The following is a 26,714-nucleotide window of genomic DNA, read 5'->3' as shown; positions in this document are numbered from 1 at the left end:
TTTGTCTGCTGATACCTATGGTGTTGCTGAAGGCCTGCTCGCGAAGGCGATCAAGCAGTCGCCACAGCAACCCCAGGCTCAACCACCGCCACCAACCCTTCCTTCATCCGCTTCGCATCTCGCACAAAACACCGCGACGCCATAAACAGAAACACCATGGTGAAGAACAACGCCACCGGAATCAGGTACATCGCGTCATGCAGCCCGACGGCCTTGAACGCCTCGGTCATCTGCTCGGCACCCGCCGCCAGCATCGCCGTGTGCGCAAAGTGATCGGACAAGCCACCCACCACCACGGGGCCCAATCCACCGCCGAGCAAATACAGCCCGGCAAAGAACAGCGCCATTGCCGTCGCCCGCAAACGCGGCTCGACCACGTCCTGAATCGCGGTGTAGACGCAGGTGTAGAAGTTGTAGGCAAACAGCCAGCCCACACTGAAGACCGCGACAAACACGCCAATTTCGATGCGTCCGGCGTGCAGTGCCCACGCCGTGCACACGGTCGAGATAATCAAACTGAACGCTGCAAACAACAGCCGCCCGTTGGCCACTCGCTGGTGAATCTTGTCAGCGACCCAACCGCCTAGCGTCAGGCCGAACAAACCGGTCACCCCGACGATCACCCCCGTGGCCACCGCGGCTTCCTGCAACGGCATCAGGAAGTAGCGTTGCAGCATCGGCACCAGGAATGAGTTGCAGGCGTAGGTCGCGAAGTTGAAGCACAGCCCGGCCATCACCAGCCACAGGAACGTCGGCACCGCCAGCACCCGGCGGATCGGCCGGTCTACGCGCTCCTGCGACACCTGCACGGTTTCTGCTGCGCCGCGCTTCGGCTCTTTGATGAAGAACATGAAAATCGCCAGGATCAACCCCGGCACCGCCGCGATAAAGAACGGCGCGCGCCAGCTGTCGAACGCCTTGACCATCGCGCCGATGGTGAAGAACGCCAGCAACAAGCCCAGCGGCAGACCCAGCATGAAGATGCCCATCGCCCGCGCCCGACGATGCGCCGGGAACAGGTCGCCGATCAGCGAGTTGGCAGCCGGTGCGTAACTGGCTTCACCGATGCCGATGCCCATGCGCACGATCAGGAAACTCCAGAAACTGCCCACCAGTCCGTTGACCGCGGTCAGCCCGCTCCAGACCGCCAGGCCCCAGCCCATCAGTTTGCTACGCGAACCGGTATCGGCCATCCGCCCCAGCGGCAGGCCGGCAATCGCGTAAACCAGGGTGAAAGCGGTGCCGACGATCCCCAGCTGAAAGTCGCTGAGGTGCCACTCCATGCGGATCGGCTCGATGATAATGGCGGGAATGGTGCGATCGAAGAAGTTGAACAGGTTGGCCAGGAACAACAGGAACAGAATGCGCCAGGCATTCGCCGCTTGGGTCGAGTTCTGCATGGGTCCGTCTCTTTTATTGTTATTGGGGCCTCACTGTCCCCGGAACCGTCAATCTAGACAGGGCCGCCCACACTGTCTGTCATTATTTGTAAGGCTGATATCAGGCCATGGCGCTCACGCAGGCGCACTGACCACCGGGCCCAGGATTCACGGGTGTCCGACCGCTATTTTCAGGGCGCCGTCCGTCGCTTAAAAATACCTTTCATACCCCCTTCCAAAGCCCGTTGCGAAGCCTAGAATAGCGCCCCTGTCCGCACCCCCTGCGTACCCCTCCTGCGTAGATAAATCGACCATGTCCGAAGTCAGTCCGTGTCTGAATTGCGGTGCCTGCTGTTCCCATTTCCGTGTGTCTTTTTTCTGGGGTGAATGCGCTTCGTCCGGGGGCACGGTGCCGGATGATCTGGTCGCGTCGATCAGCCCCAGTCGCGTGGCGATGCTCGGCACCGACTGTAAACCCACCCGCTGCATCAGCCTGGAAGGAGACGTCGGCTGCGAGGTCAAATGCTCGATTTACAACGAACGCTCCAGCACCTGCCGGGAGTTTGAGGCGTCTTGGGAAAATGGCGAGGCGAACGTGGACTGCGACGCGGCCCGGGCAGCCTTCGGCCTTCCAGCCCTGCAACCGGCGTACGAAATCCCTTTTGAACAAAGCGCCTGAGGCTTAGTACCAAACGCGATTAGCGTGATGCCAAAATCATATGGAACCATTTTGACATCACCGCTTGCACTCCAGACACGGCCTCTATACTCGTGACATTCGCTGGCGTTCATTAAGCCGGCCAGGATGACAACGACGGGGCGTGCTATGGAGTGGCTTGGTCTGCATTTCATTACCGAGCTGACAGCGAGCGGGCAATTCATACTCAATTGCACGCATGACCCTTTTCTGGTGCTGCTGGCTTATGTAGTGGCGTGTGTCGGCTGTTTTGCCACGCTGGATATGGCAGAGCGTGTGGCGCATGCGGAAAGTCCGGCCTCGCAAAGGCTTTGGCGCTGGGTCGGCAGCGGGTGCCTGGCGGGCGGTATCTGGGCCATGCATTTTATTGGCATGCTGGCGTTCCAGGCGCCTGTCGAACTTCACTATCAACTTCCCGTCACCCTGCTCTCACTGCTGATCGCCCTGTGCACGTCATGGCTGGTGATGCACACCCTCAGCCTCCCCGACCTGAATGTCCGGCATTGCCTCAAGGCTTCCGTGTGGGTCGGGCTGGGGATTACCGCCATGCATTACGTCGGCATGGCGTCGATGCATTCGAGTGCCACGGTCTACTACCAGCCGGCGTTGTTCGCCTTGTCCATCGTCATCGCAATTGGCGCCAGCCTGGCGGCGCTGTTGCTGTCGCGGTATTTGCGCGACGGCACCGGGATGTTTCACCAACTGCTCAAGTACAGCGCCAGCCTGCTCCTCGGGGCCGGCATCCTGTGCATGCACTTCACCGGCATGGCGGCCTTCAATCTGGTGATGCCTCACGATAGCGTCCTGGCGCCGGCCAGCGAACACAGTCACCTGCAACTGGCGTTGACGGTAGCGGTCATGACGCTGCTGATCATAGGGAGCAGCATCAGCGCGGCACTGGCGGACAAAAAGCTGCAACACAAGGAGCGTGACCTGCAGCGGGTCAACTCGCTGCTCAGTCAGCTGGACCAGGCGCGCCTGTCGCTGCAACAAGTGGCGCACTACGATCCCTTGACCAACCTGATCAACCGTCGTGGCTTCAATCAGATATTCGCCGAGAAGCTGATCGAGAAGACCAACGAAGGCGGCATGCTCGCGGTGATGTTCCTCGACATCGACCACTTCAAGCGCATCAACGACAGCCTCGGCCATGACGCGGGCGATGAACTGCTCAAGGTGCTGGCCGGCCATATCAAAAGCTCGGTGCGCAGCCACAAGGATGTCGTGGCCCGATTTGGCGGAGACGAGTTCTGCATCCTCATTGGCCTGAATGATCCCGAAGAAGCGCAGCACATGGCCCAGCGCATCATGCTGAAAATGAAGGAGCCCATCGAGCTCTCCGGGCGCAACATGGTCATGACCACCAGCATCGGCATCAGCCTGTTCCCGCAAGACGGCAAGACCTGTGAAGAACTGCTGAAGAACGCCGACCTGGCGCTGTACCAGTCCAAGGACGCTGGTCGCAACGGCCTGAATTTTTTCAGCTCCATTCTCAAGACCCGCGCCACGATGGAGCTGCAGCTCGAAGAAGAACTGCGGCACGCATTGCGTAAAGACAATGAGTTGATGCTGTATTACCAGCCAATCTTCGACCTGAAAACCGGCCAGGTCAGCAAGCTCGAAGCCCTGGTTCGCTGGCAACACCCGGTTCACGGTTTGCTCGCACCTGATCGGTTTATCGCCATTGCCGAGGCGAACGGCCTGATCCGCGAGCTCGACAACTGGGTGCTGCGCAAAGCCTGCGAAGACCTCGGTGAACTGTCCCGCAACGGTTGCGAAGAACTGAAGATCGCCGTGAACTGCTCACCGCTGAACCTGGCGCGCGAGGATCTGGCCGATGAAATCGAATTTGCGCTGCACGCCTCCGGGGTCGCGCCGCAACGGCTGGAGCTGGAAGTCACCGAAAACGCGTTGATGGGCAACCTCGCCAACACGCTGGTGCTGCTGCGGCAGATTCGTGCCCTCGGGGTTTCGTTGTCGATCGATGACTTCGGCACCGGTTATTCGTCCCTGGCCTACCTCAAGCGCCTGCCGCTGAACACGCTGAAGATCGACCGCTCGTTTATCCAGGACATTCCCAAAGCCACCCAGGACATGGAAATCGTCCAGGCGATTATCGTCATGGCTCACAGCCTGCATTTGCAGGTGGTCACCGAAGGCGTCGAAACCTTTGAGCAGTACGATTTTCTCGAACGCCTGGGCTGTGACTTTGTGCAAGGTTATCTGCTCAGCCGCCCGGTGCCGCTGGCCGAGTTGCGTCCGGTGCTGAACGAAATCAACCAGCGCAGGCATTCGTGCAACGTCACGCCTTTGAGTCTGGCTCGCGGTACATCTGCACTAACGTCGATGGATCTTTTTCCAGGAATCCCTGGCTCCCATGCAGTCGCATCAATTGCGCAGCCAATCCGCTGAGCGGTGTCGCCGAACCCTGTTCACGGGAAAATTTCACGGCGGTGTCGAGGTCTTTGAGCAGCGTGCGCACGTGCCATTTCACCGGTTCGAATTGGCTCTCGGCCATTTGCGGGGCGAGGATCTGCAACGGTTTTGAATCGGCAAAACCACCGGCAAGGGCTTCGGCGATCAATCGGGCGTCAACGCCGGAAGACTCGGCCAGCGCCACCACTTCGGCAATGACCAGCGCGTTGCACGCCACGATCATCTGATTGCACGCCTTAGTCACCTGCCCGGCCCCGACGCCGCCCATGTGGGTGACACGCTGGCCCAGGGTCAGCAATAGCGGACGCACTCGCTGCAAATCCGCTGCTTCGCCGCCCACCATGATCGCCAGACTGCCAGCCTCAGCGCCGACCACGCCGCCGGACACCGGAGCATCCAGCCAACTCATGCCGGTGCTGTCGATCAGTTGTTTGGCCATTTCGCGCGTAGCACTGGGCTCCAGGCTGGAAAAGTCCACCAGCAACTGGGCGCGTTTCGCCCCAGAGGCCACCCCGGTCGGGCCAAACACCACCTCACGCACCACCGCGGTGTCCGCCAGGCACAGCATGACAATGTCGGCGTGCTGACACAGTTCAGCGGGGGTTGCCACCTGTCGGGCACCGGCCTCAACCAACGGCGCGCACTTGGCCGGATTGCGGTTCCACACGGTCAACGGATAACCCGCAGCCAGCAGGCGCCGGCACATGGGCAGGCCCATCAGCCCAATTCCGGCGAACCCCAACGAAGGTAGTGTTGACATCATTTAGCCTTCTCTTTGATTAAAGATCGCCGAATATTGGCCGATTCATCATGACTAAGGAAAGGATTCCACCCACTGTTGCTCAGGCGAGTCCCTGAGACTTTGGCCAAATACGCGCAAAAAAAAGACGCGAGATCCCATTCCGTGAAGGTTTGACGACAGTTGTCGCTCAGCCAACCAGTCCAGGTAGATGGCGCCCAATGACTTCTAAAAATAACCCGGCCACTACGGTCTCCGATCTGACTCTGAGCCCCGCGGCGAACAGCCCCTCATCGTCGAAGCCATTGACCCCGACGCGCCCGCTGGCCACTCAGCAATACCTGTATTTCACCGAAACCAATACCGACCGCATCCTCGATAACCTCGACGGCCTGCGCGACATGGTGTTCCCGCGCCCGCCCCATCTGGAAGGCGCCAGCGAACAACACAACGACCAGGAATTCCCGTCGGTATGCCTGATCGGTCTCGGTCGTTGCGGCTCCAACATCGCCCTGGACGTCGCGGAGCTGGTGTACAACGCCCGCAAGTTCTATCTCAACGAATTCAACAACGAAGACCGTCCGTCGTCAGACAAACGCTATGCGGAAAAGGGCTACAGCCCGGCCCAATGGATTCGCAACAACTTGCGCCTGGGCACCAACAAGGGCGCCAAACCGGTGTTCCTGGTGGAACCGCTGGTGATGCTCGGTGACCTCGACAAAGACATTGCCGGTCGCATCCGTTTCTCGCGCAAAGGCGAAAAAAGCGGCTTCCTGCGCGACTACAGCAAAATGAAAATCATGGACTTGTCGGAAGTCCACGCCGGTGGCGCCGGTAACGCGCCGATCCTCGGTCAGTACCTGGCCAAGATCATCCTGAACAAGGACACCCAGCGTTTCTCCAGCCCTGACTGGAAGATGATTCACTCGTACCTGATCGACAGCTGCGGGATCAAGGCCAACCAGTCGCGCCTGTATTTCTCGATCTTCAGTGCCGGCGGCGGTACCGGTTCGGGCATGGCCTCGGAATTCGGCCTGGCCCAGCAGCACTCGTACATGAACAAGACGTTCGACACCAAGCCGATGGACGAACATGACGGCAAGAGCGGTCATTCCTTCGTCTTCGAGCCGATCTTCACCAGCGGCATTTGCGTGCTGCCGAACATTTCCGATCACCGCAGCGAAATGTCCGAGGCGCTGCACATCAACGCCGGTCGCCTGTTGTGCAAATACCTGTCGGAAGAGTGGGACTTCTCCTACAACTTCGCCAACGAAGACAGCAGCGAAGCCAGCGTCATGGGCCGTATTCGCCCATGGAACGCCATGATGCTGATCTCCAACGACATCATGCGTTATGCCGAAGAAAGCGATGACGGCAACATCCAGAACATCGACGTCAACGCGATGGAAAAGCACGCCAACCAGTACATCTCACAGCAGATCTTCAACATTCTGACGGCGCAGGCGGTGACCACTGACTACGACCAGAACTATTTCCGTCGCGCCGGCATCGACATCGGCGAAACCATTCGCCTCGATGCCAACGACCTGTTCATGAGCCTGGCCGGCCCGGTGGCGATTGCCTACGCCGAGTCCGTGGTGCCGGAAACCCCGCCGCCAAGCAGCGACAAGTTCAAGGTCTTCGAGAAAGAGCCGCAGCGCCTGAACATCGATGATTTGTTCTTCCGCTCCATCGACCTGCCGCACTTCAACAAAGTGACCCAGGCGATCGAAGGCATCAGCCTGCTGCCGATCGAGTCCAAGCGCTATCGTGCGTCGCTGGAGCAGTACAAGAATTCCGGTTACGACGCGGCCGCGTTGCACGACCTGCACTTCTTCAAGAACTGCTCGTCGGTGGTGTCGATCGTTTCCTTGCCGAAAGACTACAAGCTGTCCTACATGGACTTGAACCGGTTGAAGACCCACCTCAACAGCCTGTTCCCGAACACCACGCTCAAGCGTTACGCGCTGGTGATCGGCGCCTCGGCCAACTTGTCGCTGACCACCCTGATCGCCAAGAGCCCGTGCCTGTCGGACGATTTCCTGACGCTGATCGTCGCGTTCATCAAGCGCTGCTTCGCGAAGAACCCGTACCGCTTCGACGAGACGCTGGACAACTCGATCCTCGACTTCATCATCAATGAAGAGTTCGACGAAGACCGGATCGACGACTTGCTCAACGAATTCGAGAACCCGGCGAAGATCCTCGATACCAACTGGTACGCGATCAAACCGATGTACGAGAAGAAGTACCGCGAGCTGATCAACGACAAGGACAAGTTTGTCTCGATCAACGACATTCGCCTGTCGCGTGATTGCGTGAAGAAAGCGATCAAATACCTGCGCGAGATCTACCGTCACCGCATTGGCAAGACCAAGGTTATTTCGCTGAATAACCATACTGGCAAGACTGCCTGAGACTGGCTCGATACCGCGCCGCGCCCTTCGCGAGCAGGCTCCTCCCATAAGGTGAACACTGAACCCTGTGGGAGCGAGCCTGCTCGCGAAAGCGGCCTCGGATTCAACACAAATCCTACATCCAGAAACAATTAAGCAGCCCTTCGGCTGCTCACTGAACTGTGCCCATTACGTTTACGTTACCGTGATGCTGGCCCTGCACGTGGCCTTTCTCTACGGCAACGTGCCATCACGCTACTCACCTACACACTTTTCCTTGCCTGCACGGCGCACCAATAAGGCGCAGCGACTCAGCTCGTCGCCCTTTCCTGGATCAGGATCCACGGCGAAACCACCACCGCCCACAACTGCGGGTCACGTTCGAAAAGATCCAGCGCCCGCGTTTCAGACAGCTTGGCGACTTGGTCAGCGGCCAGCCAGGCAGCCACTTTCTCCCCTTCGTCCGTGGCCACGGCCTCGGCGGCAGCGATCAAATCAAGACCAGGGTCGACCCACAATAGGGCACCCCTGGCGAAGAACGGCTCCAACTCTTTCCAGGTAATAGATGCGGTTTCACCAAGCAGCTTGGCATAGAGGGTGCTAGGTTCTTGAGTCATGGGTCCTGTCCGGAAAAGAAATCGACGCGAATGATAACGTTGGTGGTCCGCCAGAAAAACCCGGTTGCAATTGAGTCACCGATTGAAAAGAGCAGGAAAGCCAGGGAATGCCGCTGAATCAAGCAATTAGCCAGCTAACATCCCGCCGCTATTCTGTCTTTTTCTTTCAAAAAAGCGACACCCTCAGGTTTTGCCCCCTGGCGCCAGCTTCCCAGGCTAACAATTGGCGCTCTACACTGTACCGGTACAGTTGCCGGGGGCATTTTCCGGAGGATATCGAAGATATCTGACCCGGTTCTGCTGCTACGGCGCCAGGACTATAAAAACTACAACAGTAAGAGTGGAGCACTATGACTAAGGCTACTAAGCAGATTTCCAAACTGTTTGCCGCTATGGTTCTGGCCGGGGTTGCCAGCCATTCGTTCGCAGCTGACACCATCAAGATCGGCATCGCCGGCCCTAAGACCGGTCCTGTAGCCCAATACGGCGACATGCAGTTCAGTGGCGCCAAAATGGCCATCGAACAAATCAACGCCAAAGGCGGCGTAGACGGCAAGAAACTCGAAGCCGTTGAATACGATGACGCCTGTGATCCAAAACAAGCGGTAGCGGTCGCGAACAAGGTCGTCAACGACGGCGTCAAGTTCGTGGTCGGTCACCTGTGCTCCAGCTCCACTCAACCGGCTTCGGACATTTACGAAGACGAAGGCGTGATCATGATCACCCCGGCTGCCACCAGCCCGGACATCACCGCTCGTGGTTACAAAATGGTATTCCGTACCATCGGTCTGGACAGCGCCCAAGGCCCTGCCGCCGGTAACTACATTGCCGATCACGTAAAACCGAAAATCGTTGCTGTCCTGCACGACAAACAGCAATACGGTGAAGGCATCGCCACCGCCGTGAAGAAAACCCTGGAAGGCAAAAACGTCAAGGTTGCCGTGTTCGAAGGCATCAACGCCGGCGACAAGGACTTCTCCTCGATCATCGCCAAGCTCAAGCAAGCCAACGTCGACTTCGTCTACTACGGCGGCTACCACCCGGAGCTGGGGCTGATCCTGCGTCAATCCCAGGAAAAAGGCCTGAAAGCCAAGTTCATGGGTCCGGAAGGCGTGGGTAACGACTCCATTTCGCAGATCGCCAAAGACGCTTCCGAAGGTCTGCTGGTAACCCTGCCGAAATCCTTCGACCAGGATCCGGCCAACGTTGCCCTGGCTGATGCGTTCAAGGCGAAGAAAGAAGACCCGAGCGGTCCGTTCGTGTTCCCGGCCTACTCGGCTGTGGAAGTGATCGCTGAAGGCATCAAGTCTGCCAAGTCCGAAGATACCGCCAAAGTGGCTGCTGCCATCCACGCTGGCACCTTCAAGACCCCGACTGGCGATCTGCAGTTCGACGCCAAGGGCGACTTGAAAGACTTCAAATTTGTGGTTTACGAGTGGCACTTCGGCAAACCAAAAACTGAAGCTTCGCCTCAGTAAGGCCTTGCCTGACTGACTGCCAACAAAGCCCACGGCGTGCCGTGGGCTTTGTTTTACGAACGTTTTGGGCCGCGCTGGCGTGATCCGCCAGTCTCCCCACCTGAAAATCTCAAAACCGTCATCAGCGGTTCGCTGGCAAACCTCGCGTTCGAAGTGGATGCAGATCCACGGGGCTCGAGCGGGAAAATGACTCCACCAGTGAAATGCGTATCAGGTTTTTAGGAGCGCTGTAATGCCTGACATCTATCACTTTTTCCAACAGCTGGTTAATGGCCTGACCATTGGCAGCACGTATGCCCTGATCGCCATCGGCTATACGATGGTTTACGGCATCATTGGAATGATCAACTTCGCCCACGGCGAGGTGTACATGATTGGTTCCTACGTGGCGTTCATCGCCATCGCGGGCCTGTCCATGATGGGACTCGACAGCGTTCCGCTGTTGATGACTGCCGCTTTCCTCGCGACCATCGTCGTGACCAGTGCCTACGGCTACAGCATCGAACGGATCGCCTACCGCCCCTTGCGCGGCAGCAACCGTCTGATTCCGCTGATTTCCGCCATCGGCATGTCGATCTTCCTGCAGAACACGGTTCTGCTGGCGCAAGACTCCAAGGACAAATCCATCCCCAACCTGATCCCTGGTAACTTCACCATCGGGCCAGGTGGCGCACATGAAGTGCTGATTTCCTACATGCAAATCGTGGTGTTCGTGGTGACCTTCGTCGCCATGCTCGGCCTGACGCTGTTCATCTCCCGCTCTCGCCTGGGTCGCGCCTGCCGTGCCTGTGCCGAAGACATCAAGATGGCCAACCTGCTGGGTATCAACACCAACAACATCATCGCCCTGACCTTCGTCATCGGTGCTGCACTGGCGGCCATCGCGGCCGTACTCCTGAGCATGCAGTATGGCGTGATCAACCCGAACGCCGGTTTCCTCGTCGGCCTAAAGGCCTTCACCGCAGCGGTATTGGGCGGTATCGGCAGCATTCCCGGCGCCATGCTCGGCGGGATTGTGCTGGGGGTAGCGGAAGCTTTTGGTGCCGATATCTTCGGCGACCAGTACAAGGACGTCGTGGCTTTCGGTCTATTGGTTCTGGTGTTGTTGTTCCGGCCTACCGGCCTGTTGGGCCGTCCGGAGGTTGAAAAAGTATGACTAGGAATCTTAGACAAGCGCTGTTCAGCGCTTTGCTGGTGTGGGCAGTCGCCTACCCGGTACTCGGTTTGAAACTGACCATCGTCGGCATCAACCTCGAAGTCCACGGCACCAGCAACACCACCCTGCTCATCATCGCCGTGTGCTCGGTGCTGATGTTCCTGCGAGTGTTGTTCGACAAGTCGATCAGCGCGGCCTGGAAATCCTCGCCGAGCATGCCGGGCATGCCGGCCAAGGCCAGTAACTTCCTGACCCTGCCGACCACCCAGCGCTGGATCATCATTGCGCTGATCATCGGTGCACTGGTGTGGCCGTTCTTCGGCTCGCGCGGCGCAGTGGACATTGCCACCCTGGTGCTGATCTACGTAATGCTGGGCCTGGGCCTGAACATCGTGGTCGGCCTGGCGGGCCTGCTCGACCTCGGCTACGTCGGTTTCTATGCCGTCGGCGCCTACAGTTATGCGCTGCTGTCGCATTACTACGGCCTGAGCTTCTGGATCTGCCTGCCGATTGCCGGCCTGATGGCAGCCACGTTCGGCTTCCTGCTGGGCTTCCCGGTGCTGCGTTTGCGGGGTGACTACCTGGCGATCGTGACCCTGGGCTTCGGTGAAATCATCCGTCTGTTCCTGCGTAACCTGACCGACATCACCGGCGGCCCGAACGGCATCAGCAACATTCCCAAGCCAACGCTGTTCGGACTGACGTTCGATAAAACCGCCGCAGAGGGAATGCAGACCTTCCACGAGTACTTCGGTCTGGCCTACAACCCGGTGAACAAGGTGATCTTCCTTTACCTGATCGCGGTGTTGTTGTCGCTGTTCGCCCTGTTCGTCATCAACCGCTTGCTGCGCATGCCTCTGGGCCGTGCCTGGGAAGCCCTGCGTGAAGACGAAATCGCCTGCCGGGCGCTGGGCCTGAACCCGACGGCGATCAAGCTTTCTGCGTTCACCCTGGGTGCGTGCTTCGCCGGTTTCGCCGGCAGCTTCTTCGCCGCGCGTCAGGGCCTGGTGACACCGGAGTCCTTCACCTTCATCGAGTCGGCGACCATCCTCGCCATCGTGGTGCTGGGCGGCATGGGCTCGCAATTGGGCGTCGTACTGGCGGCCACGGTGATGATCCTGTTGCCGGAAATGATGCGTGAGTTCAGTGAATACCGCATGTTGATGTTCGGCGCCTTGATGGTGCTGATGATGATCTGGCGTCCTCAAGGCCTGCTGCCCATGCAACGTCCTCACATGGAGCTGCGCAAATGAGCCGCGAGATCCTGAAAGTAGACAATCTGAGCATGCGCTTCGGCGGCTTGCTGGCGGTCAACGGCGTCGCCCTGACCGTGAAGGAAAAACAGGTCGTGGCATTGATCGGCCCCAACGGCGCCGGCAAGACCACGGTGTTCAACTGCCTGACCGGTTTCTACAAGCCGAGCGGCGGCAGCATCCTGCTGGACGGCGAGCCGATCGAAGGCCTGCCGGGCCACAAGATCGCCCTCAAAGGCGTGGTGCGCACCTTCCAGAACGTGCGGTTGTTCAAGGACATGACCGCGGTCGAGAACCTCTTGATCGCCCAGCACCGTCACCTGAACACCAACTTCCTGGCCGGCCTGTTCAAGACCCCGAGCTTTCGCAAAAGCGAACGCGAAGCCATGGAATTCGCCGAGTACTGGCTGGAGAAGGTCAACCTCAAGGCCTTCGCCAACCGTCCGGCCGGCACCCTGGCTTATGGTCAGCAACGTCGTCTGGAAATCGCTCGCTGCATGATGACCCGCCCGCGGATCCTCATGCTCGACGAACCGGCTGCCGGCCTGAACCCGAAGGAAACCGAAGACCTCAAGGCGCTGATCAGTGTGCTGCGTGAAGAGCACAACGTGACCGTGCTGCTGATCGAACACGACATGAAACTGGTCATGAGCATTTCCGACCACATCGTCGTGATCAACCAGGGCACCCCCCTGGCCAACGGCACGCCGGATCAGATCCGCGATAATCCCGAAGTGATCAAAGCCTACCTGGGGGAAGCGTAAATGCTGCAATTCGAAAACGTTTCCACCTTCTACGGCAAGATCCAGGCCCTGCACAGCGTCAACGTGGAAATCCGCCAGGGCGAAATCGTCACCCTGATCGGCGCCAACGGCGCGGGTAAATCCACCCTGCTGATGACGCTTTGCGGTTCGCCGCAGGCCCACAGTGGCAGCATCAAGTACATGGGCGAAGAGCTCGTGGGGCAGACCTCGGCGCAGATCATGCGCAAGAGCATTGCCGTGGTGCCGGAAGGTCGTCGGGTGTTCTCCCGCCTGACCGTGGAAGAAAACCTCGCCATGGGCGGCTTCTTCACCGACAAGGGCGACTATCAGGAACAGATGGACAAGGTTCTCGGACTTTTCCCACGCCTGAAAGAACGTTTCGCCCAGCGCGGCGGCACCATGTCCGGCGGCGAACAGCAAATGCTCGCCATCGGCCGTGCGCTGATGAGCAAGCCCAAGCTGCTGTTGCTCGACGAACCTTCGTTGGGCCTGGCACCGATCATCATCCAGCAGATCTTCGACATCATCGAACAACTGCGCAAGGATGGCGTGACCGTGTTCCTGGTCGAGCAGAATGCCAACCAGGCGCTGAAAATTGCCGACCGTGCGTACGTTCTCGAGAACGGCCGGGTGGTGATGCAAGGCACGGGTGAAGCCCTGCTGACTGACCCGAAAGTGCGCGAAGCGTATCTGGGTGGTTGAGTCGTTGCGGTAAACAAAAAACGGCCTTCGGGCCGTTTTTTTGTGCCTGCCACAAATTTTGTAGACGATGCCCCCCCCTGTGGGAGCGAGCCTGCTCGCGAAGGCGGTGTGTCATTCAACATGCCTATTGACTGACCCAACGCCTTCGCGAGCAGGCTCGCTCCCACAGGTGGATGGGTGATGGCTTCAGGTTTGTTAAAAAAATTTTGGAGACAGCTGTAACGCATCGCCATGACCTTTCTCTAGAGGGGTAAGCCAGCACAAACGCTGCTGACCAACACCTCAAAAACCGGAGAAACATCATGACTGCTACCACCCGCACCCTGTCCGCCACTGCCCTGGTTCTGGCCCTCGGTTCTGCCTTGAGCATGGCCGCCGTGACCACCGCCCACGCGGCCGACGACATGGAAAAATGCTTCGGCGTGGCCATGAAAGGTCATAACGATTGCGCAGCAGGCGCCGGCACCACCTGCGCCGGCACGTCGAAAACCGACTTCCAGCCAAACGCCTGGAAACTCGTCCCTAAAGGCACCTGCGCCACCACCGAAAGCAAGACCTCGCCGACTGGTTTCGGGCAGATGGAAGCGTTCAAAGCCAAAGCCTGATCCCAACCCAGCCCGAGTGTCGACCATGAACAATCTACCGTTCGGGCTCCCGCCCCGCGCCGGGCTGGGCCTCAAGACCGAGCACTTTCGTGAAGTGCTCGGTTCGCAACCGGACATCGGCTTCTTCGAAGTCCACGCCGAAAACTACATGGTGGCCGGCGGCCCGTTTCATCACTACCTGGGTTTGATTCGCGAGCAGTATCCGCTGTCGCTGCATGGCGTCGGCTTGTCGATTGGTGCTGAAGGTTCACTCGACACTCAGCACCTCAAGCGCCTCGGCGCACTGATCGAGCGCTATCAACCCCAGTCCTTTTCCGAACACCTGGCTTGGTCCAGCCATGGCCCGGTGTTTCTCAATGACCTGCTGCCCCTGGCCTATGACACGCCGACGCTGAGCCGCGTCTGTGAACACATTGATCACGTCCAAAGCACCCTCAAACGCCCGATGTTGCTGGAGAACCCGGCAACGTACCTGGCGTTTGAACGCTCGACGTTCGATGAGGCCGACTTCATCAGCGAAGTCATCCGTCGCACGGGCTGCGGGCTGTTGCTTGACGTGAACAACGTCTACGTATCGAGCGTCAATCATCAGCGCGATCCGTTGGCTTACATCGACGCCCTGCCCCTCCATGCCGTCGGCGAGATTCATCTGGCCGGCTTCGCCGAAGACACTGACAGCCTCGGTGACCGTCTGCTGATCGATGATCACGGCGCCCCTATCGATAACGCCGTCTGGACCTTGTACCAGCACGTATTGGAGCGAACCGGCCCGATAGCGACCCTGATCGAACGCGACAATCAGTTGCCGGCCTTCAGCGTCTTGCACGCCGAGGCGCGTCAGGCCGATGAACTGTTGCTGTGCGCGGGAGGCCGGTCATGAGCACGCAAGCCGCTTTTGCTGCGGCCCTGCTTGATCCCCGACTGAACTGCCCCGAGGGTGTGTTCAGTGCCAATGGCGCCGATCCCGCCAGTCGTTTCGCGGTGTATCGCAATAACGTACAGAGCTCACTGATCAACGCCTTGGCGCACAGCTACCCCGTGGTTGCGCAATTGGTCGGCGATGAGTTTTTCCGTGCCATGGCCGGAATCTATTTACTCGGCAATGCGCCACAGAGCCCGTTGATCAAGGATTACGGCCACGACTTCGCGGACTTTATCGAAGGCTTCGAACCCGCGGGCAGCGTGCCGTACCTGGCCGATGTCGCGCGGTTGGAACGCCTGCGCACCCTCGCTTATCACGCGGCCGACGCCCAGTCGTTGAACCCTGAACAGATCGGCGCAGCGCTCGCTGATCCACACACCCTGAGCGAGCTCTGCGTCGAACTTCACCCCTCGCTCAACCTGCTGACGTCAACCTTCGCCGTGGTCTCCATCTGGGCTGCCCATCAGCAAGACGCAACACTGGCGGGGATCGATCTGGACCACGGGCAGCACGCGTTGATCCTGCGCAACGCTCTGGACGTTGAAGTCTTCGTCATCGAACGCGGCGCCAGCGACTTCATTCAGAACCTGCAAAACGGCCAGCCACTGACTCAGGCAGTGGCGTCCGTCCCCGCGTTCGACCTCAGCCACACACTGGCCCTGCTGATCAGCCACAACGCCATTACTCACCTACACCACAACAAGGTATTGCCATGAACACTCAGAACCCGATCAGCCGCGCCATCGCGCTGCTGGAGATGATTCCACAGAGCCTGATCGCCTTTATTGCGCGGTTCTCCATCGCGGCGGTGTTCTGGAAGTCCGGACAAACCAAGGTTGAAGGTCTCGCCATTGATCTGTTCGACGGCACGTTCCAGCTCGGCTGGCCACGCCTCGCCGACTCGACCATTCCATTGTTCAAGAGCGAGTATCACGTGCCATTGCTGTCGCCAGAGGTCGCTGCGCATTTGGCGGCGTTTACCGAACACTTGTTCCCGATGTTGATTTTGATTGGCTTTGCCACGCGTTTTTCGGCGCTGGCCTTGCTCGGCATGACCCTGACGATTCAACTGTTCGTGTACCCGGATGCGTACCCGACTCACGGCACATGGGCGGCGGTGTTGCTGTATTTGATGGCGACCGGGCCGGGGAAACTGTCGGTTGATCACCTGATCGCCCGACGCTTTGCCCGCTAATCCAATGTGGGAGGGTTCAAAATCTAGCGCTGAAGGCGATCCAGCGCCTCGCCGCTGCGCTTGAACCAGCCGATCAGGTAATCCGCCAGCACCTGCGTGCGTTTCGGCAAACCGCCCTGATACGGGTGAACCAGGTACATCGGCATGCGCCGCGTCTGATAATCACGCAGCAGCCAACGCAATCGTCCATCAGCCAATTCCGCCTGCAGTAGATAGGACGGCAGACGCGCAATACCGGCCCCCGCCAATGCAGCTTTTTTCAGCAAGCTGTAGTGGTTGCTGGCAAACGGCCCCGACACCCGCACGCGCAGCAACTCGTGTTGCTGGTGATAGAGCCATTCTTCACGACCGCTGTAATGGCTGTTGAGCAGGCAACGGTGTTCGGCCAGGGCCTGTGGCGTTTGCGGCTCACCATATTGTTCAAGATACGCCGGACTGGCGCAGGTCATTTCGTGCCAGGCGAGCAAGGGTCGAGCCACCAGACGCTCGTCCTTGCCCACCTCGGAGCGAATCGCCAGATCGAAGCCATCCCGGGACAGGTCGTGAAAGTTGTTGTTCAGATCGAGCTCAATCTGCACCTGCGGATACTTGCCGGAAAACTCCAGCAACAAACCATCGAAGAAGGTTTCCCCCAGCGATACCGGAACGGTCATACGCACCGGCCCGGCCATGTCGTCCTTCAACCGCGCCAATGCCTGACGCGCCCTTTCGACCTGGACTACAAGCGCCTGCGCTTGTGGCAACAGCGCCGCGCCTGCCGCCGTCAGACTTAAACGGCGCGTGGTGCGTTGCAACAGCACCACCGAAAACCGCGATTCCAGCAAGCTGATGCGCTTGGACAACTGGCCCTTGCTGCAACCCAGTTGCTGCGCTGCCAAGGTAAAACTGCCGGCTTCGATCAATACCGCGAACGCCGCCAGGTCATCCATCTCGCTCATGGATTGTTTCCATTTGAAAACCAAAGGTTGCCTATTAGTGCGCTTATCAACAGAAAAAACCACTCTAGACTGAGGTCACTTTCAACCAATCGAGAATCAGCACGATGAAAATTCTATTGATAGGCGCTAGCGGCACCATCGGCTCGGCCGTCGACAAGGAACTGTCCCAGCGTCACGAGATCATCCGCATCGGCCGCAACAGTGGCGACTTTCAAGTGGATATCAGCGACAGCGCCTCGATCCGCAAGCTGTTCGAACAGACCGGCAAGTTCGATGCCCTGATCTGCGCGGCGGGTAACGTAACCTTCGCACCACTGGATGAAATGAGCGAAGACAGCTTCGCCCTCGGCCTCAAAGACAAACTGATGGGCCAGGTCAATTTGTTGCTGATCGGTCGCGAGTTCGCCAATGACGGCGCCTCGTTCACCTTCACCACCGGCGTGCTCAGCCACGACCCGATTCGCAGCGGCGCCTCGGCAGCGTTGGTCAACGGTGCGCTGGACAGCTTTGTCCGAGCTGCCGCCATCGAACTGCCTCGCGGCCTGCGCGTGAACTCGATCAGCCCGAATGTGCTGCTGGAAGCCATGGGCAAATACGCGCCTTACTTCCGTGGGTTCAAACCGGTTCCCGCAGCCGATGTGGCATTGGCCTACGCCAAAAGCGTGGAAGGCTTGCAGACAGGTCAGACGTTTCACGTCGGCTGACCGTCCTCGCTGACAGGCGTTACTGGCGAGCGATCACGCCGCTCGCCAGGCGCTCGCGCCCAAACTTGCGCAGCCACTGTTGCATTGGCCGTTCGAACCAGCGATGGCAGATCAGGCTGACACTGATCAGTACTGCAAAGAACAGCAGCAGCGTCCACGGCTGATAAAAGACACTTCGCCCCGCAAAGAATTTATCGGCCAGCAGCGCGGCGATAATTTGCAGAGGGAAGTGCAGCAAATAGGAGGCGTAACTGATATCCCCCAGCCATGCCAGGCGCCGGGCAATCGGTTCCAGGATCTGATGACAGGCTGCAATGGCCATGATCGTCAGCGGGAACAACAGCGCAAACTTGATCAACGGCTGATCAGCACCGAACCACCACCACCCCGCCACACACCCTATCGTCAAACCCATTCCCACCCAGCGCGTTGGCATCCGTTGCAGCAGCCACGTCACCCACACATAGCCAACACCACCGCAGAAAAAGCTGAACACGCCCAGCGTGATTTTGTACTGCGCAGGAAACACGTAAGCGGCCACGGCGATCAAGAAAAGGCTGATCAGCATGGGCAGGGGCGAATAGCGCCACAGCAGGAAAAATGCCGCGTAGAGCAACACCTCAACCGAAATCGACCAGGCCGGGGCGTTGAATGACCAGCCTTGTTCCAATCCCCAGGCCGGGGCGAGAAACACGTTCAACACGCCGTGATAGAGATCGTTGAACGGATAGACAAAAGCGTTCCCCGTGTACCGTGTGTAGATCATCTGTAATAGCGCAACAGCGGCGAAGGTCGCCAGATGCAGCGGATAGATGCGGCTGAAACGCTCGATGAAGAACTGTTTTCCGCTCACGTCCCTGCGCGCCACGGCCTGGCCGAACAACCAGAAAAAGATGAACCCGGACAAGCTGAAGAACAGCGCAACCGCATCGCCACCGTGTCGATAAAACAAGGCGAAAACGCTATAGAAAGGTTGCTGTTCGGTTTGCAGCGGGCCTGGCAACGCCCCTTGAAAAAAGAAGTGCTGCCAATGCCAGAACACCACCGCCAACGCCGCGATACCACGTAGCGCATCCAGTGCGTACAGCCGTTTTGGGAAAACAGACAGGTGTTGGTTCATGCGCAAGTGGGCCCGATCCTGGACAAGGGCGCCACTATGCTGGGACGCACCCGGCAACTCAATCCCTGGCACACAAGCCTTGTGATCGCAGGCGTGCCTGAGTAACGTGGCGACACTTGTCTGGAGAGCCAAAGATGCGTGTTGCCCGTTCGTTAGTCGTCGTTGCCCTGCTGCCGCTGTTTGCCGCCTGTCAGTTGTTTGATGGCCCGCGTGAAAGCGCCTCCCACGCGGGTCAGACCCGCATGCAAGGCCAATTGACGGCGGCGGACGGCAAGTTGCTGTTCCAGCCCTGCAATGCAACCAGCAGCTATGTGGTCAACGACACTGGCGGCACCAGCGTGCTGCAACAGGCTGCGTCCCTGGCTGATAAACAGGGCAAGTTGTTTGCCGATGTGCGCGGGCGCATCGTCGACAGCCGCCTCGATCTCGAGCAGCTGTACCGCGTCGAGCGCTCGGGCACGGCGTGCGACGATCCCAATTTCAAACTGCAGATTCTGCGCGCGGCCGGTCACTCGCCTGAGTGGAACGTCAAGGTCAGCGGCAAAGGCATGGTCATCGATCGCGCCGGTCAACCGCCCCTGGCCGTCCCTTATGTGGAAGAACAGCTGGGCGACGGCCGTTTCAACCTCAGCACCGAAGCCAATAACCAACACATTGAACTGTGGGTTGCGCCGCAACGATGCACCGACAGCACCACTGGCAGCGTCCAGCACATGAGCGCCGAACTGCGCATCAATGGCCAGGTACAGCGCGGTTGCGCGTATTTCGGTGGTGCGCGTAACGACTGATCGTTTAAGCCTCACGGAATCCGTCTTTGGGGCTTATAATCACCGGTTTCCAACGCCTTGGCGCAGTTGTGCGCCCCGCGAACCGGGTCTTGCCATGTTACGAATCACTGAACTGAAGTTGCCGATCGACCATCCCGAAGAAGACCTGCGCCCTGCCATCGTGCAGCGCCTGGGCATCGCCAGCGATGACCTGCTCGATTTCACCTTGTTCAAGCGCAGCTACGATGCGCGCAAAAAGTCCTCCGAACTGTGCTTCATCTACACCATCGACCTCACCGCCAAGGATGAGGCCGCGATACTGCACAAATTCGCCGATGACCGTAACGTCAACGTGGCGCCGGATGTCAGCTACAAAGTGGTCGGCCACGCGCCGGCCGATCTGCAGCAACGCCCTGTGGTCGTCGGTTTCGGGCCGTGCGGGATTTTCGCCGGGCTGTTGCTCGCGCAAATGGGCTTCAAGCCGATCATCCTCGAACGCGGCACCGAAGTGCGCCAGCGCACCAAGGACACGTGGGGCCTGTGGCGTAAAAGCGTGCTGAACCCGGAATCGAACGTGCAGTTCGGTGAAGGCGGCGCGGGGACTTTCTCCGACGGCAAGCTCTACAGCCAGATCAAGGACCCGAAATTCATCGGCCGCAAAGTCCTGCACGAGTTCGTCAAGGCCGGTGCGCCGGACGAAATCCTCTACGTCAGCAAACCGCACATCGGTACGTTCCGTCTGACCGGCGTGGTGGAAAACATGCGTGAGCAGATTCGCGCGCTGGGCGGCGAAGTCCGCTTCCAGCAACGCGTCACCGATGTGTTGATCGAGGATGGTCAACTGGTCGGCGTCGAGCTCAATGGCGGCGAGCAGATCCATTCGAAACACGTGATTCTTGCCCTCGGCCACAGTGCCCGGGACACTTTCCGCATGCTCCACGGCCGTGGCGTGTTCATGGAAGCCAAGCCGTTTTCGGTGGGTTTCCGCATTGAACACCCGCAGTCGCTGATCGACCGCGCTCGGTTGGGCAAGTACGCCGGCCACCCGAAACTCGGGGCGGCCGATTACAAACTGGTGCACCACGCCAAGAACGGTCGCTCGGTCTACAGCTTCTGCATGTGCCCGGGCGGCACAGTGGTCGCGGCGACGTCCGAGCCGAACCGTGTAGTCACCAACGGCATGAGCCAGTACTCGCGTAACGAACGCAACGCCAACTCCGGGATCGTCGTCGGCATCACCCCGGAAGTCGATTACCCGGGCGGTCCGCTGGCCGGCATCGAATTGCAGGAACGCCTGGAATCCCATGCGTTTGTGCTGGGCGGCAGCAACTATGAAGCGCCGGCGCAACTGGTCGGCGACTTCATTGCCGGCAAGCCGTCAACTGAGTTGGGCAGTGTTGAGCCGTCCTACAAGCCGGGCGTTGCTTTGGGTGATTTGGCGTTGGCTTTGCCAGCGTTTGCCATTGAAGCGATTCGTGAAGCGTTGCCGGCGTTCGAGAAGCAGATTCGCGGTTACTCGCTGCATGACGCGGTATTGACCGGGATCGAGACACGCACCTCGTCGCCACTGCGCATTACGCGTAATGAGTCGATGCAGAGCCTGAACGTGAAGGGCTTGTTCCCGGCCGGTGAAGGCGCGGGTTATGCGGGCGGGATTCTGTCGGCGGGTGTGGATGGTATTCGGATTGCCGAAGCCGTGGCTCGCGACATCCTAGGCCTCGATGTCTGACAAACATCCCCCCTGTGGGAGCGAGCCTGCTCGCGAAGACGGATTAACATTCAACAGAGATGTTGACTGATCTACCGCTTTCGCGAGCAGGCTCGCTCCCACATTGGGTCTTCGGTGTGTCAGATGTTGGCGCGCAGTACCGTCGATGGGAGCGCCTCACCACGCTCGACACTCGCCGCCACCATCGCCATCAAAGCACTCAACTCATACCCTTGGCCCTTGAGCCAATCCTGATCGTAGTACGTGGTGGCATAACGTTCGCCGCCATCACACAGAATCGCCACGATCGAACCCGACTCCCCCGCCGCGGCCATCTGCTGAGCCGCCATCAAGGCGCCGATCAGATTGGTCCCGCTCGACCCGCCCACTCGCCGACCCAATCGCTGCGCCAGATAGTGCATGGCCGCCAGGGACAACGCGTCCGGCACTTTGACCATGGCATCAATCACCTTGGGCAGGAACGACGCTTCCACCCGTGGCCGGCCAATGCCTTCGATCCGCGAGCCGCACTCCAGGCGCAGGCTGGCATCGCCGGTCTGGTAGTAATCGAAAAACACCGAACGTTCGGCATCGGCGCACAGCACGCGGGTGCAATGCTGGCGATAACGCACGTAACGCCCCAGCGTTGCGGTGGTGCCGCCGGTGCCGGGGCTGGAGATCAGCCAGCTCGGCTCAGGGTGCTTTTCGAAACGCATCTGATGGAAGATCGATTCGGCGATGTTGTTGTTCGCACGCCAGTCGGTGGCGCGTTCGGCATAGGTGAACTGGTCAATGAAATGACCGTCATGCTCGCGCGCCAATCGTTCGGACTCGGCGTAGATCTGGGTCGGGTCGTCAACCAGATGACTCTTGCCGCCATAGAACGCAATTTGCGCGATCTTCTCTTTCGAGGTGGTCGCTGGCATCACCGCAATGAAGGGCAAACCCAGCAAGTTGGCGAAGTACGCCTCGGAAATCGCCGTCGAACCGCTGGATGCCTCGATCACCGGCGCACCCGGCTTGAGCCAGCCGTTACACAACGCGTACAGAAACAATGAGCGCGCCAGGCGATGCTTGAGGCTACCGGTGGGATGGCTGGATTCATCCTTGAAATACAACTCGATGCCCGGAAAACCCGGCAGCGGCAAGGGGATCAGGTGGGTATCGGCGCTGCGCTGGAAGTCCGCCTCGATGATCCGGATGGCTTCGCGGGCCCACTGTCGGTTGTCGCTCATGATCGTTTTCTCGTTGAGTCGGCCTTTTTGTAAGGCTCAGCCTTCAAGCTTAGGAAAAAACCTACATCCCGCACAGGTACAGCTGACGTTCAATACGGCCGGCAACTGCTAGGCTCAAGCCCGGTCCCGTCCTTCACGTTGTTACGGCATATAACAAAAAAGAATATAACTTTTGTTTTAACAACTAACAGTACGGGTTAGGGTGTGCCACCTTTTGAATTCATCGATGGAGAGCGACCTTGCCTCTGCGTAGCACTTTCACGCGTTTCTTTCAGTTGGAAGCTGCCAGCGGTCTGTTACTGATCGCCGCGGCAGCCCTGGCTTTAATCATCAACAATTCGTCGCTTTCGTGGCTTTATAGCGGGCTGCTGGACACCCCTGTCGTCGCTCAGATCGGCGCGCTGAAAATCGCCAAGCCGTTACTGCTGTGGATCAACGACGGCCTGATGGCAATGTTCTTCCTGCTGATCGGCCTGGAAGTAAAGCGCGAAGTCCTCGACGGCCAGCTGTCGAACCCTTCGCAAATCGTCCTGCCCGGCGCCGCGGCGATTGGCGGTATGGTCGTGCCGGCGCTGCTCTACTGGTTTCTGAACCGTGACGACCCGGCAGCCTTGGGCGGCTGGGCCATCCCGATGGCCACCGACATCGCCTTTGCCCTCGGCGTACTCGCCTTGCTCGGCAAGCGCGTGCCGGTATCGCTGAAGCTGTTCCTGATGACCCTGGCGATCATCGACGACCTGGGCGCGATCATCGTCATCGCGATCTTCTATTCCGGAACCCTGTCGACGCTGTCGCTGGCGCTGGCGGCCGCCTGCATCATCGCGCTGATCGCCATGAACCGGCTCGGCGTGGTGAAGCTTGGACCGTACATGATCATCGGCTTGATCCTCTGGGTCTGCGTACTCAAGAGCGGCGTCCACGCCACGTTGGCTGGTGTGACCCTGGCGTTCTGCATTCCGCTGCGCACCAAAAACGCCGAGTCTTCACCACTGCTGACCCTTGAACACGCCCTGCACCCGTGGGTGGCTTACGGCATCCTGCCGCTGTTCGCCTTCGCCAACGCCGGCCTGTCCCTGAGCGGCGTCACCGTTGAAAGCTTCACCCACCACGTCCCAATGGGCATCGCCACCGGCCTGCTGCTGGGTAAAACCGTTGGCGTGTTCGGCCTGACCTGGCTGGCGGTGAAAATCGGCATCGCCGCCCTGCCCCAAGGCGCCAACTGGGGCCATGTGCTGGGGGTATCGATTCTCTGCGGGATCGGTTTCACCATGAGCCTGTTTGTCGGCTCCCTGGCATTTGAACCAGGCGTCAGCGACTACGCCGGGATGGACCGGATGGGCATTCTGACCGGCTCGATTCTCGCGGCATTGATCGGTTATGCAGTGACCGCGATGGCGAGTCGCAAGAGCGCCGTGTTGCAATCCTGAACGAAAGAGAACGCTCCTAGCAGCATCAAGGACTCGTCCTACAGCCACGATCCACCTCGTTCGTTAACGTCGCACAGTCCCTTTATCGGGGGCTGTCGACGGACGAACGCAAGGAAGATCAGTGGCTGGCAACAAGGAAGTACCCAGGGTTCAAAACCCACCCTCCGGTGACGGTCATCACGTCACCCACCGCTTCATGTCGGCCACCGAACTGGCTCAGCGCGATGCGCGACAAAGCGCTTACGACGCCATGCTCGCCCGGCAGCAGGCTTTTGAAGATCGTCTTCAGGCCTCGACGAAAAAACCCGACATCCCTCGTGCGGGATGCGTCTTCGCCAAGTCCTGCAACCTGCCGGACGCCATAATCGATTACTCGAATCCTTCGGGTGTGGTTCCGACCGACAGCCTCAAGGATTACGGCGAAATTGCCTGGCTCGGTGCTCGTGATGCAGACGATGCCGGGCTGTTGAATCTCGAAACCATCAGTGGCAGTACGGTCTCGCTCGGCATTGGTCGACTGGCACTTAGAGCCCCGGCGCTCGCTGCCCCCTTATTGGCACTTGAGGCTGCCACTGCCGCCACATTGGCCGGTGTCGTCGCGTTGTTCTGGACGCCGAGCCTGGGTGATAGCGCGCTCTATACCGAAGATCAACTGCGTGCCCTGAAACAGGCCAGAACCCGCGTTCGTTTGCAGGTCGAGCAACAGGCTGACGGCAGCCTCAAGGGCTACGGGTTCTACACCGGTAAGAATCGCGATTGGGAAATGGTCGATGTCGTGCAGTTCACACTGCGCGGCAGCCAGCAGGTGGCGGATCTCGGGGAAGGCGTTGAACTGATCTGGACACCGGCCGTGGATGGCTCGGACACCCTCGGCATTCCAGCGCTGGAGGCTGCACCGCAGGCGCCGCATATCTGGGTGTATCCGCCGACGCCGGCGGCGGCCAGCATCATCGTGAACCCGGTGTATCCACCTGAGTACAAGGATTTCATTCTTGTATTCCCGGTGGGGTCGGGGGTGAGGCCGGTTTACATTGTTCTGTCGTTGCCTGGCGATCATAAATACTACGAAGATCCCGAAACGCTCCCAGGGTTTCCCGATGCATCCAGGGTCAAGCCGAAGGTCTCGGTTCAAGGCGGGGGCAAAAAGCGAGCCCGGTGGCTTGACCGTAGAGGCCGAATATATGAGTGGGACTCAAAAAGCGGCGCCGTAGAGCAGTACGATAAATTCGGAGTGCATTTGGGCGAGTTCAATCACATAACAGGTAAACGCACAAAAAAAGCGAAACCAGGCAGAAGGACCTCAAAATGACACAAGAGAAAAACACCATGCGCTACCTATCGATCACCGGTTTTTACCCCGACGAAAAACAAGACGACTCGCTGCAGTTCGAACTTAGCATCAGAGATGCTGAGCTGAATGAGGAATTGGCCCAATTGACCGAATCTAAAACATTTGAAGAACTAGAAACTGGTGAACTTGAGCTAACCGACAGTCAAATCCTTCAAATAGCACTGCTACTAAAAGTCGATTTTCCTGAAGGTTTGGAGTATTTCATCGGAACCCGCGCTGCACAGTGATCCGGTAACAGGTGAGCGACGATGGGCTTAAAACTAAGGCTGGAATGGTTTCACAAGCAAACGGAAAATTTTGAGGGCGAAGAATTCTCTGATGATCTGGGCGACGATGAATCAGTACTTAATGCTCTCGGAATTCCCGTAGAGAACAACATTAACAACGGAGGTTTCAATGTGGGTAGCCAATGGGCCGCCATTATCCAACCTTACTTCCGCCACACAATTGAAATCACCGATTCTGACTACCAAATCTCTTTTGACTACCGCGAAAACTGGTAATCGAAGAAGTACGAAGCCACAGACAAAAAAACCCCGACCAGTCACCTGATCGGGGTTTTTCTTTGCCCATTCCCGCTTAGTGCGAAACGCGGCTCGTACCATCAACAGTAGCAATCCGCACCCGCTCGCCAACGCGGAACACTTCATTCTCCTGAACTTGCTGAACATAGGCGCGCATGCTGCCGTCGTCTTCGCGAACGGTGATTTCGACGCCTTGGGTGCGGGTCAGGCCTTCTTCGGCCGCCGAACCTACCAGGCCGCCGGCGACTGCGCCGATGACTGCGGCAACGATGCTGCCTTTGCCGCCGCCGATGGCGCTGCCGCCAACACCGCCGACCGCAGCACCGGCGATGCCGCCGATTGGGGTTTTAGTGCCTTCGATTTTCACTGGGCGCAGCGCTTCGATGGTGCCCATGCGAATCGTTTGCACACGACGCGCTTCATCACGGGAGTAGGAGTCACCGGTCAGGCTGGATTGGCAGCCAGTGAGCAACATCGCCATCGTGGAAAAGGAAGCAACCAACAAAACAGACTTACGCATAGCATCAACTCCAAAGGACAGGTATTCATTAAACCCCGCAGCTTGACGCCTGTCACGGCATGGCCGGGATAAAAATGTTTT

26 protein-coding genes are annotated in these 26,714 nt (G+C 58.9%); 19 read left to right on the top strand and 7 right to left on the bottom strand.

Features of this window, described 5'->3' with window-relative positions; genetic code table 11:
- Positions 1-50: 50 nt before the first annotated feature.
- Entirely contained in the window at positions 51-1,400 is a 1,350-nt protein-coding gene (locus ACWKV5_RS05835) for a spinster family MFS transporter (protein ID WP_483840544.1), read from the bottom strand.
- A gap of 292 nt (positions 1,401-1,692) precedes the next feature.
- Between ACWKV5_RS05835 and ACWKV5_RS05830 the strand changes: the two genes are divergently transcribed.
- The gene (locus ACWKV5_RS05830) at positions 1,693-2,058 is read left to right on the top strand and encodes a YkgJ family cysteine cluster protein (RefSeq protein WP_483840543.1); all 366 of its coding nucleotides are present in this window, start codon (positions 1,693-1,695) and stop codon (positions 2,056-2,058) included.
- A gap of 147 nt (positions 2,059-2,205) precedes the next feature.
- Entirely contained in the window at positions 2,206-4,488 is a 2,283-nt protein-coding gene (locus ACWKV5_RS05825; RefSeq protein WP_483840542.1) for a putative bifunctional diguanylate cyclase/phosphodiesterase, read from the top strand.
- On the opposite strand, the gene ACWKV5_RS05820 is transcribed toward ACWKV5_RS05825, so the two are convergent.
- Positions 4,379-5,275, bottom strand: coding sequence for an NAD(P)-dependent oxidoreductase (locus ACWKV5_RS05820; RefSeq protein ID WP_483840541.1), 897 nt, complete (start codon positions 5,273-5,275; stop codon positions 4,379-4,381). The two genes, ACWKV5_RS05825 and ACWKV5_RS05820, sit on opposite strands and share 110 nt — an antisense overlap.
- 197 nt (positions 5,276-5,472) lie before the next feature.
- On the opposite strand from ACWKV5_RS05820, the gene ACWKV5_RS05815 reads away from it, so the two are divergent.
- Positions 5,473-7,668, top strand: a complete 2,196-nt coding sequence (locus ACWKV5_RS05815; RefSeq protein WP_483840540.1) for a hypothetical protein — start codon at positions 5,473-5,475, stop codon at positions 7,666-7,668.
- Between the two features lie 290 nt (positions 7,669-7,958).
- Here ACWKV5_RS05815 and ACWKV5_RS05810 read toward each other — a convergent pair whose 3' ends face one another.
- The gene (locus ACWKV5_RS05810) at positions 7,959-8,264 is read right to left on the bottom strand and encodes a DUF2288 domain-containing protein (protein ID WP_140666187.1); all 306 of its coding nucleotides are present in this window, start codon (positions 8,262-8,264) and stop codon (positions 7,959-7,961) included.
- Between the two features lie 350 nt (positions 8,265-8,614).
- Here ACWKV5_RS05810 and ACWKV5_RS05805 point away from each other — a divergent pair, with 350 nt between their 5' ends.
- The 9 genes from ACWKV5_RS05805 to ACWKV5_RS05765 all read left to right on the top strand — a co-directional run bounded on the left by ACWKV5_RS05805 (position 8,615) and on the right by ACWKV5_RS05765 (position 16,339).
- Positions 8,615-9,742 carry a branched-chain amino acid ABC transporter substrate-binding protein gene (locus ACWKV5_RS05805; RefSeq protein ID WP_483840539.1) on the top strand — a complete coding sequence of 376 codons (1,128 nt, stop codon included), beginning with the start codon at positions 8,615-8,617 and terminating at the stop codon, positions 9,740-9,742.
- 232 nt (positions 9,743-9,974) lie between these two features.
- Positions 9,975-10,898: a high-affinity branched-chain amino acid ABC transporter permease LivH gene (gene livH, locus ACWKV5_RS05800; RefSeq protein ID WP_027925628.1), complete on the top strand. Its 924-nt coding sequence runs from the start codon at positions 9,975-9,977 to the stop codon at positions 10,896-10,898.
- Positions 10,895-12,151 (top strand): high-affinity branched-chain amino acid ABC transporter permease LivM, encoded by a 1,257-nt coding sequence (locus tag ACWKV5_RS05795; RefSeq protein ID WP_483840538.1) that lies wholly within the window; start codon positions 10,895-10,897, stop codon positions 12,149-12,151. Before livH ends, ACWKV5_RS05795 begins: the two co-directional genes overlap by 4 nt.
- On the top strand, positions 12,148-12,915 hold the full coding sequence (gene livG / locus ACWKV5_RS05790; protein WP_483840537.1) for a high-affinity branched-chain amino acid ABC transporter ATP-binding protein LivG: 768 nt from the start codon (positions 12,148-12,150) through the stop codon (positions 12,913-12,915). Before ACWKV5_RS05795 ends, livG begins: the two co-directional genes overlap by 4 nt.
- Positions 12,916-13,617 (top strand): ABC transporter ATP-binding protein, encoded by a 702-nt coding sequence (locus tag ACWKV5_RS05785; RefSeq protein WP_027925631.1) that lies wholly within the window; start codon positions 12,916-12,918, stop codon positions 13,615-13,617.
- 302 nt (positions 13,618-13,919) lie between these two features.
- The gene (locus ACWKV5_RS05780) at positions 13,920-14,222 is read left to right on the top strand and encodes a BufA1 family periplasmic bufferin-type metallophore (protein ID WP_483840536.1); all 303 of its coding nucleotides are present in this window, start codon (positions 13,920-13,922) and stop codon (positions 14,220-14,222) included.
- Positions 14,223-14,247: 25 nt separating this feature from the next.
- Entirely contained in the window at positions 14,248-15,102 is an 855-nt protein-coding gene (gene bufB / locus ACWKV5_RS05775; RefSeq protein WP_483840535.1) for an MNIO family bufferin maturase, read from the top strand.
- Positions 15,099-15,860: an HvfC/BufC N-terminal domain-containing protein gene (locus ACWKV5_RS05770; RefSeq protein ID WP_483840534.1), complete on the top strand. Its 762-nt coding sequence runs from the start codon at positions 15,099-15,101 to the stop codon at positions 15,858-15,860. The genes bufB and ACWKV5_RS05770 overlap by 4 nt, the downstream gene beginning before the upstream one ends.
- Positions 15,857-16,339 (top strand): DoxX family protein, encoded by a 483-nt coding sequence (locus tag ACWKV5_RS05765; protein ID WP_483840533.1) that lies wholly within the window; start codon positions 15,857-15,859, stop codon positions 16,337-16,339. Before ACWKV5_RS05770 ends, ACWKV5_RS05765 begins: the two co-directional genes overlap by 4 nt.
- A 23-nt stretch (positions 16,340-16,362) precedes the next feature.
- On the opposite strand, the gene ACWKV5_RS05760 is transcribed toward ACWKV5_RS05765, so the two are convergent.
- Positions 16,363-17,277, bottom strand: coding sequence for a LysR family transcriptional regulator (locus ACWKV5_RS05760; RefSeq protein ID WP_483840532.1), 915 nt, complete (start codon positions 17,275-17,277; stop codon positions 16,363-16,365).
- 104 nt (positions 17,278-17,381) lie between these two features.
- Here ACWKV5_RS05760 and ACWKV5_RS05755 point away from each other — a divergent pair, with 104 nt between their 5' ends.
- The gene (locus tag ACWKV5_RS05755) at positions 17,382-17,981 is read left to right on the top strand and encodes a short chain dehydrogenase (protein ID WP_483840531.1); all 600 of its coding nucleotides are present in this window, start codon (positions 17,382-17,384) and stop codon (positions 17,979-17,981) included.
- Positions 17,982-18,000: 19 nt separating this feature from the next.
- Here the strand turns inward: ACWKV5_RS05755 and ACWKV5_RS05750 are convergent, their stop codons facing one another.
- Complete coding sequence (locus ACWKV5_RS05750; RefSeq protein ID WP_483840846.1) at positions 18,001-19,101, bottom strand: acyltransferase family protein; 1,101 nt, start codon at positions 19,099-19,101, stop codon at positions 18,001-18,003.
- A 134-nt stretch (positions 19,102-19,235) separates the two neighbouring features.
- On the opposite strand from ACWKV5_RS05750, the gene ACWKV5_RS05745 reads away from it, so the two are divergent.
- Both ACWKV5_RS05745 and ACWKV5_RS05740 read left to right on the top strand, forming a co-directional pair.
- Complete coding sequence (locus ACWKV5_RS05745) at positions 19,236-19,889, top strand: COG3650 family protein (RefSeq protein WP_483840530.1); 654 nt, start codon at positions 19,236-19,238, stop codon at positions 19,887-19,889.
- 94 nt (positions 19,890-19,983) lie between these two features.
- Entirely contained in the window at positions 19,984-21,597 is a 1,614-nt protein-coding gene (locus ACWKV5_RS05740) for an NAD(P)/FAD-dependent oxidoreductase (protein ID WP_483840529.1), read from the top strand.
- Positions 21,598-21,716: 119 nt separating this feature from the next.
- Here ACWKV5_RS05740 and ACWKV5_RS05735 read toward each other — a convergent pair whose 3' ends face one another.
- On the bottom strand, positions 21,717-22,814 hold the full coding sequence (locus tag ACWKV5_RS05735; protein WP_483840845.1) for a PLP-dependent cysteine synthase family protein: 1,098 nt from the start codon (positions 22,812-22,814) through the stop codon (positions 21,717-21,719).
- Between the two features lie 236 nt (positions 22,815-23,050).
- On the opposite strand from ACWKV5_RS05735, the gene nhaA reads away from it, so the two are divergent.
- The 4 genes from nhaA (at position 23,051) to ACWKV5_RS05715 (ending at position 26,092) form a co-directional block, all read left to right on the top strand.
- Positions 23,051-24,238 (top strand): Na+/H+ antiporter NhaA, encoded by a 1,188-nt coding sequence (gene nhaA / locus ACWKV5_RS05730; RefSeq protein ID WP_027925641.1) that lies wholly within the window; start codon positions 23,051-23,053, stop codon positions 24,236-24,238.
- Positions 24,239-24,359: 121 nt separating this feature from the next.
- The gene (locus ACWKV5_RS05725) at positions 24,360-25,547 is read left to right on the top strand and encodes an S-type pyocin domain-containing protein (protein WP_483840528.1); all 1,188 of its coding nucleotides are present in this window, start codon (positions 24,360-24,362) and stop codon (positions 25,545-25,547) included.
- Complete coding sequence (locus tag ACWKV5_RS05720; RefSeq protein ID WP_483840527.1) at positions 25,544-25,816, top strand: pyocin S6 family toxin immunity protein; 273 nt, start codon at positions 25,544-25,546, stop codon at positions 25,814-25,816. The genes ACWKV5_RS05725 and ACWKV5_RS05720 overlap by 4 nt, the downstream gene beginning before the upstream one ends.
- 21 nt (positions 25,817-25,837) lie before the next feature.
- The gene (locus ACWKV5_RS05715) at positions 25,838-26,092 is read left to right on the top strand and encodes a colicin E3-like toxin immunity protein (RefSeq protein ID WP_483840526.1); all 255 of its coding nucleotides are present in this window, start codon (positions 25,838-25,840) and stop codon (positions 26,090-26,092) included.
- Positions 26,093-26,168: 76 nt separating this feature from the next.
- On the opposite strand, the gene ACWKV5_RS05710 is transcribed toward ACWKV5_RS05715, so the two are convergent.
- A complete protein-coding gene (locus ACWKV5_RS05710; RefSeq protein ID WP_483840525.1) occupies positions 26,169-26,633 on the bottom strand; it encodes an outer membrane lipoprotein in 465 nt (154 codons plus the stop codon).
- Between the last annotated feature and the right edge of the window lie 81 nt (positions 26,634-26,714).

Source organism: Pseudomonas oplopanacis (genome assembly GCF_057128725.1).
This window is presented reverse-complemented; position numbering and strand designations above follow the sequence as displayed.